The organism is Candidatus Woesebacteria bacterium (assembly GCA_016700095.1).
Lineage (GTDB): Bacteria > Patescibacteriota > Microgenomatia > UBA8517 > UBA8517.
Map to the genome: position 1 here is coordinate 522,428 of CP065002.1, position 14,779 is coordinate 537,206.

The window sequence follows — 14,779 nt, forward strand, 5'->3', positions numbered from 1 at the left end:
TGGTTGCATATAATACTAATATGGACGTTGATCAGGTTTATGACTTATTGAAAATTAAAGAAAGAAAACTTACAAAAACGCGCAAAGCGATGATTGGTATGTTTTTTACTAATCACACTTTGTTAAGCGCTCCGGAAATTATAAAACTTCTTAAAAAACAAAATATAAACGTCAACAAAACTACGGTTTATCGTGAACTCGCATTTTTGCTTGATTACGGAATTATCAAGGAAATTATTCTTAAGTCTAACATGACTTTTTACGAACAGGCTTTTTTACCACATCATCATCATATGGTTTGTTCATCGTGTGGAGCTACGGATGAGTTTAAATCCGACGAATTGGCTGAAACATTAAAGAAAATTGAAGCCGGAATTGAAAAGAAGGGATTTAAGGTTAGTGAGCACTCGTTGGAATTTTATGGTCTGTGTACGAAATGTCATTCATGAAAAAGATTCATTATTTAATTTTAGTGTTAGTCGTAATAGTCGTTGCAGCGGTTATGGTAATTAGTAGCAAACAGGCAAAAAACAATGATACCAATAAAGTTGCCGCGACGATATTTCCTATCTATGATATTGCCCGAAATATTGCCGGTGATTACATTGACATTGTCGTAATTTTACCTAGCGGAGCAAGTCCACATACTTTTGATTTAACACCCAAACAAGCTAAGGAGTTGTCAAAAAGCAGAGCCGTTTTTGCAGTTGGTCAAGGTTTAGATGGATGGGTTAGTAATCTTGCCGACAATGAAACGAAAATAATTACGCTTGATAAAAATATTACTTTGCGCGAGTTCGATGAAACCGAACATGAAGCAGGTCATGAAGATGAACATGAAGAAGAGTTTGATAATCACGATAGTGAAGAAGGTGGTCATCATCACGAAGGGGTCGATCCGCATTATTGGCTCAGTGTAAGAAATGCGACAATGATTGCCGAACAAATAAAGACTGAGTTGTCGCTACTTTATCCTCAGCACACGAGTCATTTTCAGGAAAATTATGACTTATATTCTGAAAAATTACATGATCTTGACCGAGAAATCGAAAGTTCATTATCGCAGGTATCCTCGAGAAATATAGCTACATTTCACAATGCTTGGGGATATTATGCCAACGATTACAATTTAAATATCGTTGCCACTTTTGAAGAATTTCCCGGAGAAGAACCGACGATTCAGTATTTGACCGAGTTTCAGGAAAAGGTAGAACATAACGCCATCACTGCGATATTTTCCGAACCTCAGTTTTCTACCAAAATGCTTGATGCTATTGCCAATGATTTGAATGTTAAAATATCTACACTTGATCCTATTGGAGGTGTAGAAAAGCGTGATACGTACATCAATTTAATGCGCTATAATACAGATCAGGTTATAGCGACATTACAATGACAGCTCTCCAAATCGACAATCTAACAGTAAAATATCCCGGATACGCTTATCATGCGGTTGAAAACGTAAGTTTTCAAGTAGAGGAAAACACGATTAATGCTTTGATCGGACCTAACGGCTCCGGTAAATCAACCGTGATAAAAGCTATCCTTGGATTATTGGAATATGAGGGAACAATACAAGTTTTTGGTAAAAATGTTAATGAAGTTTACTCAAACATCGGTTTTGTACCGCAGAGATTTACTTTTGATCCAACATTTCCAATAACGGTTGGTGAATTTGTTGCCTTTTCTTTGATGTCTTTGAAGAAAAATGTAATTAAAGAAAAGATTAAAAAAACCCTAGAGCGTGTGGATGCCTACCAACTTATTACTCAAAAACTCTCGTCTTTATCGGGAGGCCAATTGCAGCGAGTATTATTGGCCAGGGCGTTAATTAACGACCCCAAGCTGCTTATTTTAGATGAACCCGAAGCAGGTGTGGATGTGGGCGGAGAGCAAACATTTTACGATCTTATCGAATCTTTGGTTAAAAAACAAAAAGTAACTGCACTTATCGCAAGCCATGAGTTGGATGTTGTATTTACGTACGCGAGTCAAGTAATTTGTTTAAACAAAACTTTACTTTGTTCGGGTAAGCCACAAGAAGTATTGGATCGAGAAACTTTTGAAAATCTGTACGGCCGCGATTTGAAATTTTACGGTCATAGACACGTCAACCATAATCACAAACACATATGATCGAGCAATTTACAGAGTTTTTTACTTATCCATTTGTTTACCGAGCATTACTTGGTGGAGTATTGGTTGCTGCGCTAACCAGTTGGATGGGAGTACTTGTAATACTTAGACAATCGTCTTTTTTTGGCGACGCGATTGCTCATTCGTCGTTAATGGGTGTTGCGGTGGGACTTTTACTTGGTATTAACCCGATTATTGCAGCAGCAATTTATGCTGTCATTGTTGCATTTGGCCTACCTTATCTGAAAAAACATAGTGACTTACCGATCGACTCGCTTTTGGGTTTCATCCTTCCTTTTTCGATGGGGGTTGGGGTAATATTGCTCGCTCTTCTACCTGGCTATCAACCCGAATTGGTGAGTTTTCTTTTTGGAAGTATTTTAGCGATTTCATGGAATGATGTATTCATAGTTTTAGTCATTGTGTTGGTGTCATTTATTACCATGCTTATATTAAAACAAAAAATGGTCTTTGCTTCTTTTGATTCCGAGTACGCCAAGATAACGGGAATCCAAGTTACGAAAATTGATGTAATTTACAATGTTTTACTTGCAGTTACAATCGTTGCGGGTATTAGGCTTGTGGGGATTGTTTTAGTAAATGCACTGCTTGTTATCCCGGCAAGTACGGTTCGGTTGTACGCCAAATCTCTCAATCAAATGTTTGTTTTTACGCCTATCGTTTCCGTCTTGTCTACTTTTTTAGGAATATATTTGTCATTTGTTTTTGATGTGCCCACTGGTCCTGCAATTGCAACCGTGTCGGGATTAATATTTCTAGTAGCTGTTGTTACTCATAAGTTATGAAAGTATTGCAAGTATTCTCTTTCTTCTTTTTTCTTGCTGTGTTTATTTTCTCCCCAGGCATAAAAGCACAAGGATATCCTGGTGAGGAGATTTACGAGGGGAGAATTATAAATGTTGAAAACGAGACAAAAACTGATCCTTTGGGTGAAGATTATCTTTATCAACAGCTTATCGTAGATATAACCCGAGGAGTAAAAAAGGGACAGAGTTTAGAAATTGTTAACGACACCATATCGATTGAAGCCGCTAGGCAATACTTCAAAGGAGATGAAATTGTTATTATGCATACTGTAACCGTCGACAATGAAGATCTTTATTATATAACTGATTATGTAAGGCGAGGTGGGTTAAAAACGATCTTCGCGGTGTTTGTATTTATGACAATATTAGTGGGTGGGATATGGGGAGCTTCTTCTATCGTCGGAATGGTATTTTCTTTTTTAATTATTTTCAAATTTGTACTACCTTTTATAATTTCAGGCCATAACGCGATAGTTGTCTCAGTAATTGGTTCAAGTATGATAATACCGGTTACGTTTAGCTTGTCGCATGGATTCAAAACAAAAACCTGGATTGCCTCAATTGGAACTATAATATCCTTGGTATTTACAGGAATATTAGCCTTAGTAGCGGTAAAAATTACCCACTTGTCAGGATTCGGATCAGAAGAGGCTTCTTTTGTGAGTTATCAATTGGGTGATAAAATTAATATGCAAGGTTTGCTTCTTGCAGGAATAATTATCTCTTCACTGGGAGTTTTGGATGATATTACAATCTCGCAAGCAAGCATCGTGGCAGAATTAAAATCAACCAACAAAAAATTAAAGTTCGCGGAATTATTTACGCGTGCCATGAATGTCGGTCGCGATCATATTGCTTCACTTGTAAATACTCTGGTGCTTGTTTACGCGGGAGCATCGCTTCCATTACTAATCTTATTTGTAAATCACACATCAACATTTTCGGATGTAATTAATATTGAAATGATCGTGGAAGAAGTTGTGAGAACCTTGGTCGGAAGTATGGGGCTAATTCTAGCTGTACCTATCACAACCCTTATTGCTGCCTATAAGTATAGAAATAAGTAGAACGCTTCCACTTTGGTAATAATATTCAAATTCAGTTCTTTTAATACTTAAACCAATGGATCGCGACGGGCGGGAATTATTCAATTAATCTTCTCAGATTATTAAAGGATGAATATTCACGATATTGTTATTTCAAACTTCGCAAAAAATATAGATAATTACCCGTGGGTATATGAAGTATTGAGAATGCTTTTTAAGTAATGCCTTAATAACAAGCTTGTGGGTCGTGGTTACATATACCAACTTATCTTACCGTTTGGTAAATATATTGTCTTTGACAAAAGTTATTGGTAGAGGATGTCTCGGGTAACACTCGGGATATGATCACGAACATAAGGTAGTAGTGTTATATCTTCGACAAGTTATTTTCTAGGAAGACGTTTTCTTACAATAAATACAATTCCACCGATTACGACAATAAAAAGTCCGAAGGCTGTAATTGGTCCAATGATACTAAATATTCCGGAAGAATAATCGAGAGCACTTACATTATCGTAACCGACTGGAGGCATCATTTGTGTGTCAGTTGCACTTTTATTCATTCCAAAGAAGTTAAGGTTTAAATCGGAACTAATACCGTCAGCCGGATCCGACAGCGTTACGCGTTGGGGTTGGGTCGTAGTTTGTTCTCTATATCTATCTGCTCGCATAGACTCTCTTTCCAGCTGTGAAATTTGTTGATCATTAACTAGCGCAATCAATGATGAATAAGGTGTCACGATATTAGCGTTTGTAGCAATTAAATCAAGTTCGTCGAGAAATGCCGTATCTTGTATCAACGTGCTTCTATCGCGTATTTTCTCATCAATAATAGCCTTGGCAAAAACGTAGGAAAGAGGATCGGATGCTTGAGTTTCTATTAATATCGGTAAATCGACATATACCTTGCTAAATTCACCGTGGATATTGGGAGCGACAATCGAATCGAAGGAAGAGTTGTGTGCTAATGCATATACCAAAGCTTGCTCGAAGCTCGTGTAAGAATAGGTATTGGATTTTAAAAGAGTAGGCAGGAGATTGTCAGAAACTTGCAAAAAGCCGGTGTCATTAATTAGTGAGACGTTGTCATAAAGCGATTTGGTCATTTTTGAAATATTGTCAAAAACAAAAATTAAATCATAAGAACGTTTGATGCTAGCGGACAAATCGACGATAGAAGTGCTGCCAAAATATGTTATATTGTCCAGGATTTGATCACTATTTAATTTAGTTAACGTTTGTGGTTTACTGATTACGTCGTTGTATTTGAAAAACTCGACAGAATTTGCAGAAAGAAATCCTTCATTGTCTTTGAAAAATCGACTCAACTTTTCTTCGTACTTGTATTGTTTGTTTGCAATGGTGGTATTAAAAAAGATGGCAATTTTGAGGTCCTTTGCGTTGGCTATCAAGTTACATGGATTTTGAAAACCATAGTTCGTTATTTTTGTCAGATGATCAGTTTGCGAGTTTAAGGTGTAATTACATTTTTCCGGTGAAGGTATATATCCACCCTTGGTTACATTATCTTGTGACAAATTACTGTATATTCCATTAACTTTTAGCGAGTAGATGACACCAGTGTCTTTAATATTAATGTTTTCTTTGTATGAGGGAAGAGCGAATCCGTTTTTCTCGACTGCGGTTACGTATGTAAACGCGACTCGTTGATTTTTTCCCTTAAGAGTTACCGTATCGTTTTTACCGGGGATGGGGAACACTCTTAATCTGTAGGAATTTGGTCCGATTTGTTCGAGAAGTGCGGGATCGCGCTGTGTTTGTATTTGAGCATTAAAAGTACGAGTTGCAGCTCCTTGTGGAGCAACCAGTCCTTTGAATTCCAAATCCGGTCCAAGTTGTAAGTTGGTTATCACAGATCCAGGGGGAAGTGAAAAATGATATGAGACCTCTTCGTTGCGTGAGGTTGTATTTTTGAATTCGTCCTCTATCGTGATAGTTGCCAATAGACCATCGTATGACGTTACGGTGTCAATATTTCTTTTTATCAAATCAACATTTTGAATGGCAAGTGTTGTTTCTTTGTCATCACCAAATACATAATTATAGGTATTAATTATTGTATATTTATTTTCAAAACTACCCTGGTAAACAAAAGGGTAGGCGATAATTTCAAATACATCTTCTATTTTTGTGGCCGTGTCGCTGTCGAGGTCAAAAGAATCGATATATAACCGACTTATAGTGTCATCGTTTTTCGCCATGATATACCTATCTTTGAAATTAGCCATATCATTGATGGCGTTTTCTAAGAGATTTTTCTTACTCGACAGCTCCAGAGTTAAGCTTTCTCGTTCCTCGTAAGTCGAGAGCTTGTGGATGTCAAGCAATTTATTGAAGTAGTTATCAGGACTGGGTTGGTATGACAAGATTGCTACAAGGATAATCCAGATCGCAGTGATTCCAATTGATCTTGTGACAAGATAATTTTCTCCCTTATCGCGGGATGATTTTATCCATTGTAAATAAAATATTTTGAAAGACTTAATTGTTACCAAAAAAGGAATCGACAAGACCAGCAATACTGGAATAAAAATGATAATAAATTCCAAAACACGAACGAACATATCTGCAAAATCGAAAGATCGAGAAAACAAAATATCATAAAAAGCCTCCGCAAATAGAGGAGCGATAAAGAAACTAAGAATTAAACACAAATACGAAAGAGTAATAAAAAGACTTAACTTGATAAAAAGTGCCATAAATAAAGGGGTTTTGAATTTGTATTCATATCCGGTTATGTTTGCAAAAAACATCGGAACAGACGACATTATAATCACGAAAAGGAAAATCATAATTTTACTCGGTTCGGGAAAAAGAGTGAGAAATGTTGTACCCGCCAAAACTACGGGTATTTCCAATAGGAAAAATATACCTCCGTATTTATATTTAATATTTTGTTTTCTCAGGTGCAAAGAAAGATAAACAACAAAATAGGGGACAAGAAGTAATCCCAAAACAAGGATAACTTTAAAAGGGTTTGTTTCAGTGATTAAATTAATAAATTCGGATCGCTTGGAAAAAAGTGCTTGAACTAGTATCGCAGAAGTTAGGGCAATATAGAGAAGGTTATATCCCCAGAAAATAAAACCGGCCATAAAAGATGTGAATTTGTCATTATCGTTTTTGGTTTGGGGTGACTTATCCGTTTGTGGTGCATTTTTTGATATATTGTCGATAATTATTTCCCGTGCGGTTTTCTCGGCTAAATGTACAAATTCCTTGGGAGCGACTTCTTTCCCGTCGGCAACTACTTTTATGTCACCCGTAATAGCATTGATGACTACTTCGGCGTTTCTTTGGCTATCGGGATAAAGAGTGTAATAATTATCAAGCACTTTTGACCGGATTTTCTCCACAATGTCAGATTGGTTGGCGCCGCTTTCAATAGCAAGATCAAGAAGTTTAGAGTATTCACTCATTAACATAAATCATAATCATTAATAATAATTACTGCAATATTGGATTATTGGGAGGGTCTAGGGATGATCTGCAAAATAACAAGGCGCACTTTTATTATTAAAAAAACTTTAATAAAAATAATCGGTTACTTTGTCGATTACCTTTGCTTCAGCGGTTATTTGTAAGTTTATCGTAATCGCCTGAGATCTTCTTGGGTAGAAATTGAAGACCGATTAAAATTAACATTACAATTCCAAGATAAAAAGAAATAACTCTCGGTGAGAAAGCGTCAGTCATCGAGCCAATTAGGTAAGCAGTTAATACATAAGGAATATTTTTAAGCATATTGAAGGTGGAGAGAGTTGTTGCACGATATTTTGACTGAGTGGTATTATTTATCGCGGTCGAGGTATGGTTTGCAAAAATACCGCCAAGTGAAGCTCGCAAAGTAAGTGTCAATCCACCCGTTATTAATCCCAGTAACGGTGAAACCAACAAAGTTAACGCGATCAGAAGTCCAAATATGATCGTAAAAAGATTTCCTCTTAATGTTTTTCTAAGAACAGGCGTTAACAAAGAGGCGAGTGCGGAAACAATAAAAATGGTAGATGTGAGATAGCTTAATTTAATTTCATCGAATCCAAAATCATATGCCAAAAAACTTTCAAGCATTTCACCGGAAATTACCATGAAAAAACCAATCGATAATAACAATAAGGTTTGGTTTTTGACACGTCCTGTTTTGAATAATTCTTTTAAACCCTGACGACTTTGTTTAACAAAACTCGTAAATGAAAATTTCTCAGTATCAATATGTGGTTCTACGATGAAAAAGGAAACCGCGAAACCAAACAAGTAACCGAGGGTGTTTGCATAAAAAGGTAGAGTAGGATGAATCTTGTACATATAGCCACCAATAATTCCACAAAGTGCGGGAACGATCAAAGAAATTGTGTTGATGTGTGATATTTTTTTATCGTAGATATCTTCCTTACCTTCTTCTTTAAGTGAATCGTAAACTAATGCATCGATAGTTCCGGAGTAGAGGGCTCCTCCGATGCACATTATGCATACCGACACTAATAAAAATTGAAAATTAACTGCCATTGCCATTATTAAAGATCCAACCGCTTCTAAAAAAAACGCCAATATTAATGCTCGTTTTTTTCCAAGTAAATCGGCGAGTGCCCCGGTGGGGATTTCCGATAGGGTAAAGGAGAGAATCATTACAGTTTCGATAATTCCTACTCCTGCGTAATTTGTGAAATTTAAATAGTAGAAAATCCATATGCCTAGCCAAAACCAAGTTGTTTTGGAAAATGCGAGTAAGTAAGATAGTGGTATATTTCTTTTAATCACAATGATTATTGTAGCTTAAATACGTTGCTCATTCATTCCTTTATAACCTAAGCAATTTGTATAGGTAAGTGACAGCAAGTTGAAAGTACGTACCCGGAAGGAGAATCAACTATTTTTATTAAGCCCTTGGTGGCTTAAGTGGTATTTGATGCCTATGTAATTCTGAAGTCTGACTTCTTGGAGTACGGGGAATTGTTATATCACGATTACCGCAAAAAAATGGACAATCTTTGCAGTCAACTGTCTTAAATGAAGTATTAATGCACGGTTCTTGTGTTAATGGACAAACTTCCACTAGTGTCATATAGGTGCATTTTTACACTATTCATAACATGTGTCAATAGATATATTTTGTGTAAATTAACAGTTTTAGTTACTTAGCCCTACCTTGTTTTACTTTATTGTGATTACTTTCATCAGATATGACTTAGATGCTAATTTGATCTTGGTAATTTTGCTTGTGTTTTTGGTAATACATACTTTAACTTCTTGCTTACCATAATCATCTACTTGTAGTAACTAGATAAGTATTTATAATATGAACATGGGTTCATATAGTTGTTGTATACCTTCTGGTTCGGAATCAAAAAAACTACACTCGTTATCTTCCGTTTTAAAACTGGTTTCTGAGGAAAGTAGGTTAAAAATATTGTGCATTCTTCGTCAAGGTGAACATTGTGTCTGTGAATTGATGGAACATATTGATTTGTCACAGAGTCTTATTTCTCATCACTTATCTGACCTAAAAGGTGCAGAAATCGTAGTTGACGACAAGAGGGGTTTGCGTGTGTATTATTCTTTGACCGACAAAGGTAAACTCGTTACCGAATTACTTTTTAGTATTCCGATAAAGGAGGTGTTAGATAAATGAAAATCCAAGTTCTAGGGTCGGGGTGTCCGACATGTAAAAAATTATTTGAAATTACAAAAAAGGCAGTTAGTGATATGAAATTGTCAGGTGAAGTAGATTATTTAACAGGTAGTGAGGGAATCGGTAAGATAATTGAATTGGGGTCAATGACGAGTCCTGTTTTGTCAGTTGATGACAAAATTGCGATGGTTGGTTTCACACCAGATATTGAAAAAATAAAATCAGCAATTCGTGAAGCTTCGAAATAATGTATGGATATCTTTAAACCGATTCATGTTTTTGCTGATCTCATTACCTTAAACTGGTTAGGGTTGGAAAGTGAATCATATGTAGAAAGTGCGATTAACTTTTTTATTTACGACATCATAAAAATAGGACTTCTTCTTGTTGTTATTAATTATGTAATGGCTATTACGCGCTACTATTTCCCGATGGAAAAAGTTCGGGACATATTAGTAAAAAGGCGTTGGTTTGGTTTAGACTATTTATTTGCAGCTGGCCTTGGGGTCATAACACCATTTTGCTCGTGTTCGTCAATTCCATTGTTTATCGGTTTTGTCGGTGCGGGAATTCCGTTGGGGGTTACTTTTGCCTTTTTAATCAGTTCTCCTTTAGTGAACGAATCATCTCTATACTTATTTCCCGCCATGTTTGGTATGAAAATTACTGTAATCTATAACATTATTGGAATAACGATTGCGGTTTTTGGGGGAAAATTGATTAGTCGACTTCATGTTGAAAAATTCGTAAAACCGCAGTTAATGAAATTCAAATCTAAACCGCAGATCGAGGAGGAGCGCGGAGGAGTTAAACTGTCAACAAAAGAATTAATCAAATATTTTTGGGATGATGGATGGGCTATTACCAAAGAGGTTTTCCCATACGTAGTTTTAGGTGTGGGATTAGGAGCTTTGATTCATGGTTATTTTCCCACGAGCCTAATCGAAAACTATTTATCGAGTACATCTTGGTGGGCTGTGCCCTTGGCAACTTTGCTTGGGTCGCCTCTTTACGCAAATTCATTTGGAGTGATTCCCGTCGTGGAAGCCTTGATCGGCAAGGGTGCGCCACTTGGTACTGCCTTGGCATTCATGACTGCCATAGTCACGATTTCGATTCCTCAAGTCATGATTCTTAAAAAAGTAATGCAATGGCAACTGTTGGGAATATTTTTTGGCATAACAACTCTGGGAATTATTGTCATGGGTTATCTGCTTAATTATTTGTTTGTATAGATAAACGATAAATTATGGATAACAACCCGATATAGTTTTGGTGGGTATCGAGTCCAAAGTTTTTTTACACTTTGTAATTATAAGTATAAAGCATCAGCCTGAATCAAAGTTTGATGAGTATAAGAAAAAGAAGTTATTAAGCTGTGTGGGTTTGAGATAATCAATAAAGTAGACCTGTCGGAATCTTTTGAAATTTGAAACAATAAGACCTATAATGCATACATGCATGAGCAGGATATTGTGTGGGAAAATACTCCTCAACTTCATCGACCAGGAAGAGATAAATACTTAAGTGCCAGAGTATGGGAACAATTACCGAAAATTTATGGAGATAAAGGTGTCTTTTTAGGTGAATTTTATACTTATATCCGATGGCTGGATGATATTGTAGATGATAAAAATGTTTCTCCCAATACGAGAATGATCATAATAAAACGCCAATCGGAACTGATTAAAGGGGGAGATATTGGAAAGAAATTGATTCCTCTTGAAGAATATTACCAAAGGATACCTTTCGAAGTGTTAGATAAACCAGTGGTACCTATAGTTAGATATCAATTCTATTTGCTGGTTGCTGCGATTGGCTCAGACGTGGAACACTTCGGATTGAAACCAAGAACCAGGCGTGATATTGCCCACTACAATCGGCGTATTATGAATCCTTATGCTCAGGTTGTTTCATGTGCGTTAAATAATAGACCTCTAAAAAAGGACATTGGTTTCATGTCCCTTATGGATTCGTGGAATTACTTAGGTGGACTGTTGCATTTACCACGGGATATCGAAGAGGAGGGGAATGTCAAGGTTGGGTTTGACCAACCTGAAGTAGATAAAATAACTGCTGCACAAGGGTACGAAGAAAAGAGAAGAGAAATATTAACTATTTATGATTCCGACCGCTATAAAAGAGAATGGCAATTTACATTAAAAAAATTCATGGCGCTAACAACGTCCTTTTGGAAAACGGATATGCCTTTTTATCAAAAAATTATCAGTTTTACGTACTTGGCGACAAGGGAACCCGTAAGATTGCCGCATGAGTTTCGAAAGGCGAGTATGGAACTTCAACAATTGCGCGAGAAATACATAAAACAGGAAGAACACGAAACATTTTGATGAAAAATACTACCTTTTTGGGTACGTCAAAGTTTATATCGACAAGACAGGGAGTGCGGTTACAACCAAGCGTTTGGAATCCAGAAAACCACTACAGGTATAAAGTGTAATACGCTCATCATTTGTCGGATCCAGAATTCCCATTTGATCAGGGCTGACAATTTGTACATATTCTATTTTGTAGCTTCTGGTTGTACCGTCCGATAGTACAATCTTAATTAAGTCACCTGGTTGTGCCTTTGCCAAATTACCCAGAATATTCTTGTAATTATGTCCATAAAAAACACTATTCCCGTTTTGACCTGGTGTTGCAGATGATACAAGAAATGACACACCTTCGGTTGTGGTTTCCCATCTACCTTCATTAACTCTGGCGGGAAAAACTGAAAGATTAATGTCCAAAGTGCTAAGAGAAAGTGATACCGGTTGTAAATCTAATTTATCTTCTTTATTGCTATATGTGTTTATGGCAACGTTACTGAAGGCTAGTCGGTTTGGGTTATATCTTTGCCATAAGTAAAATGCTGAAACAATCATCATACATATTCCGGTGACGATAAATACGTTGGCAAGCAGATTTTTCATATGTAGAACACTTTATCTTGCTACTGTTTTTTTAAGTATTACGCCAGCTAAAAGCGAGGAAAAACCAAGAAGGGTGTAGATGGTGATTGTCGCAAGGTTGCCGGTTGTTGCCAGTCCCAAAACCGATCCGCCGTTACTTGTCGAAGCGGCTGCTGATAGTACCGACCCCGTTGAAGTATTTGAATTTGACGAAGTAGAAGAAGAATTGGTTGATCCTCCACAACTGTAATTAGCGTTTATAGCCATGTAACTACTGGCATCCAAACCCCACACCGAACCACTCGGTACAAATACCCAACCCAATTTTTTAAGGGTTTCGATTTCATCTTCATCTAAGGAACTTATTTTCCACCAGTTTGTTTGAACACCTGAACCGTTTTCGCTGCAAAAACATTGCATTGCGCTACCATTTTCAAGACTATATACATAATCACTACCTGCGCGCAAAACACCTTCACCGACAATTGCGTGTTGTCCATCGGTGTAGGATACTTTTAAAACTCCTTGTGGATTCGAGCAAGCAGGGAAGTTGGGGATGGCTGATTGCGCGCTTACTGAACTTGTAAGCGACAAGGAAAGAAGTAAGCTAACTAAACTTAACGAAATACTTTTGGCAATGTTCATTTTTGAATTGGCAGATGAAAAAGATAGATTTAATACAAGTATAATAACATTATAGGTCATAAAAAGCAAATTAATTTGCTCTAAGTTGCTTGTTAATTGTTCGAGTGTTTGAATGAGTAAAAAATGTCGTGAAAGCTAATTTAGCACATTTTTTATGGCGATAAACCCACAACTCATGAGCACTTGGTTGCAGATGAATATTATTAAAAAATTAAGTGTGAGAACAAAAGTAACTTATTTAAAGCCTGAAGAATGCGAGAGTATATTCCAGATTTTTATCTAGTGAAAAACGCAACAAACACTTTTCGTAATTTGAAAAATATATTCTCATGCTGTTTAATCAATATGATACGAAGTGGTGTGTCTCCCGAAGCATTAAGGTAGAGTGTATTATAATTATCTGCTTCAACTTGTATCTTTGTATCTTCGGCTAATAGTGGAATGTAGAATTTTCCGTCAGCGTTGGTTGTTGCCGACTTATTGTCGGAATAAATCCTAGCATTATTGACAGCTTGACCGATTTCGTTTACCACAACCCCTATTGCAATTTTGGGTTGATAGTATTTTGTAAGTACGTCAACTGCCGGTCGTTTGTCGAAATTATCTTCCCACAATTTGGTGCTGCCACCAAAACTTGTCCAATAATTAATACCTACCAGGTCATCGATCTTTGTAAGTTTATTAAGTGCGTCGTCGATCCAAACAGCTTGCTCTTTTGTGTTTAGATTTCCATGCAAGTCGGAAATGGGAGCACCGAATTCACCAAGGATAACTTGTCCACCACTTTTTAGAGCTAAGCTTTCAATGTCTTTGACCAATCTATCATCATCGCCAACATAGTGATCGATAACGACAATTCCACCCAAGGCTTGTGTTGTAGTTTTATCCATAATTAGATTGGCAACATCGCCGTTCATGGGGACGAAATTTGAACGAACGTTTTTGCCGATTTTTCGGAAGGCATCGTTTGTTACCCTGTATTCGTCAATTATAAATTTTCGGTACTCATTGACATCTCTTGTTATTCTGGGATCTCCCGGTCCGCCATTTTCGCATTCGGGACATGAACTAAAAATATCACCTTCCATAAACAAATTTCCATTCGTAAGTATGAAATCTTTGATTAAGGCTGTGTGTTCTTCTCTGCTAATTGTGTCATAATCAAACCAACCTTCCCATCCCGGCACGTTACCACGAAACCAAACTTTCAAGTTGTATTTTCTGGCAGCATTTACCCAACGAGTAAGGAACGGCACAAATTCTTGTGCATACGGAGTACCGATGGACACATGGGTTGCGCCCGTTTCGGCTATTAGACGGACATGTGAATCGATTACGTTGTCAAAAGTTGGATCAAGTGCTTTCTCTCGCGCTACGTCGCGTGAATATTTCACCGTATCGATCGATTGGATATCCCACCAGGTTGCCCTTATATCTTGTGCCTGATTGACGAAGTTTGGTTTAACTACGCTTGCCAATATACCAAATATTATGACAAGCAAAATGAGAATTATGAGAAGTTTTTTGTTTTGCACTTTTATATTATTTACACTCATAATC

At 36.9% G+C, this 14,779-nt stretch carries 14 protein-coding genes; 9 read left to right on the forward strand and 5 right to left on the reverse strand.

Annotated features, from left to right (window positions below):
- Window positions 1-20 precede the first annotated feature (20 nt).
- The 5 genes from IPM62_02585 to IPM62_02605 are packed head-to-tail and all read left to right on the forward strand — an operon-like array spanning window position 21 to window position 4,030.
- Window positions 21-449, forward strand: coding sequence for a transcriptional repressor (locus tag IPM62_02585; protein ID QQS39474.1), 429 nt, complete (start codon window positions 21-23; stop codon window positions 447-449).
- A complete protein-coding gene (locus IPM62_02590; protein QQS39475.1) occupies window positions 446-1,396 on the forward strand; it encodes a zinc ABC transporter substrate-binding protein in 951 nt (316 codons plus the stop codon). Before IPM62_02585 ends, IPM62_02590 begins: the two co-directional genes overlap by 4 nt.
- Window positions 1,393-2,136 (forward strand): metal ABC transporter ATP-binding protein, encoded by a 744-nt coding sequence (locus tag IPM62_02595; protein QQS39476.1) that lies wholly within the window; start codon window positions 1,393-1,395, stop codon window positions 2,134-2,136. The genes IPM62_02590 and IPM62_02595 overlap by 4 nt, the downstream gene beginning before the upstream one ends.
- Window positions 2,133-2,942 carry a metal ABC transporter permease gene (locus tag IPM62_02600; GenBank protein QQS39477.1) on the forward strand — a complete coding sequence of 270 codons (810 nt, stop codon included), beginning with the start codon at window positions 2,133-2,135 and terminating at the stop codon, window positions 2,940-2,942. Before IPM62_02595 ends, IPM62_02600 begins: the two co-directional genes overlap by 4 nt.
- On the forward strand, window positions 2,939-4,030 hold the full coding sequence (locus IPM62_02605) for a YibE/F family protein (GenBank protein ID QQS39478.1): 1,092 nt from the start codon (window positions 2,939-2,941) through the stop codon (window positions 4,028-4,030). Before IPM62_02600 ends, IPM62_02605 begins: the two co-directional genes overlap by 4 nt.
- A 362-nt stretch (window positions 4,031-4,392) precedes the next feature.
- Here the strand turns inward: IPM62_02605 and IPM62_02610 are convergent, their stop codons facing one another.
- Window positions 4,393-7,449 (reverse strand): hypothetical protein, encoded by a 3,057-nt coding sequence (locus IPM62_02610; GenBank protein ID QQS39479.1) that lies wholly within the window; start codon window positions 7,447-7,449, stop codon window positions 4,393-4,395.
- A gap of 148 nt (window positions 7,450-7,597) precedes the next feature.
- Window positions 7,598-8,788, reverse strand: a complete 1,191-nt coding sequence (locus IPM62_02615; GenBank protein ID QQS39480.1) for an MFS transporter — start codon at window positions 8,786-8,788, stop codon at window positions 7,598-7,600.
- A gap of 544 nt (window positions 8,789-9,332) precedes the next feature.
- On the opposite strand from IPM62_02615, the gene IPM62_02620 reads away from it, so the two are divergent.
- The 4 genes from IPM62_02620 to IPM62_02635 all read left to right on the forward strand — a co-directional run bounded on the left by IPM62_02620 (window position 9,333) and on the right by IPM62_02635 (window position 12,010).
- Window positions 9,333-9,659 carry a winged helix-turn-helix transcriptional regulator gene (locus IPM62_02620; GenBank protein QQS39481.1) on the forward strand — a complete coding sequence of 109 codons (327 nt, stop codon included), beginning with the start codon at window positions 9,333-9,335 and terminating at the stop codon, window positions 9,657-9,659.
- Window positions 9,656-9,907, forward strand: coding sequence for a thioredoxin family protein (locus IPM62_02625; protein ID QQS39482.1), 252 nt, complete (start codon window positions 9,656-9,658; stop codon window positions 9,905-9,907). The genes IPM62_02620 and IPM62_02625 overlap by 4 nt, the downstream gene beginning before the upstream one ends.
- Before the next feature lie 3 nt (window positions 9,908-9,910).
- Window positions 9,911-10,894, forward strand: a complete 984-nt coding sequence (locus IPM62_02630) for a permease (protein QQS39483.1) — start codon at window positions 9,911-9,913, stop codon at window positions 10,892-10,894.
- 222 nt (window positions 10,895-11,116) lie between these two features.
- The gene (locus IPM62_02635; GenBank protein ID QQS39484.1) at window positions 11,117-12,010 is read left to right on the forward strand and encodes a hypothetical protein; all 894 of its coding nucleotides are present in this window, start codon (window positions 11,117-11,119) and stop codon (window positions 12,008-12,010) included.
- Between the two features lie 33 nt (window positions 12,011-12,043).
- On the opposite strand, the gene IPM62_02640 is transcribed toward IPM62_02635, so the two are convergent.
- The 3 genes from IPM62_02640 to IPM62_02650 all read right to left on the reverse strand — a co-directional run bounded on the left by IPM62_02640 (window position 12,044) and on the right by IPM62_02650 (window position 14,775).
- A complete protein-coding gene (locus IPM62_02640) occupies window positions 12,044-12,595 on the reverse strand; it encodes a sortase (GenBank protein ID QQS39485.1) in 552 nt (183 codons plus the stop codon).
- A gap of 12 nt (window positions 12,596-12,607) precedes the next feature.
- Window positions 12,608-13,279 (reverse strand): hypothetical protein, encoded by a 672-nt coding sequence (locus IPM62_02645; protein QQS39486.1) that lies wholly within the window; start codon window positions 13,277-13,279, stop codon window positions 12,608-12,610.
- A 215-nt stretch (window positions 13,280-13,494) separates the two neighbouring features.
- A complete protein-coding gene (locus tag IPM62_02650; protein QQS39487.1) occupies window positions 13,495-14,775 on the reverse strand; it encodes a carboxypeptidase regulatory-like domain-containing protein in 1,281 nt (426 codons plus the stop codon).
- Window positions 14,776-14,779: the final 4 nt, after the last annotated feature.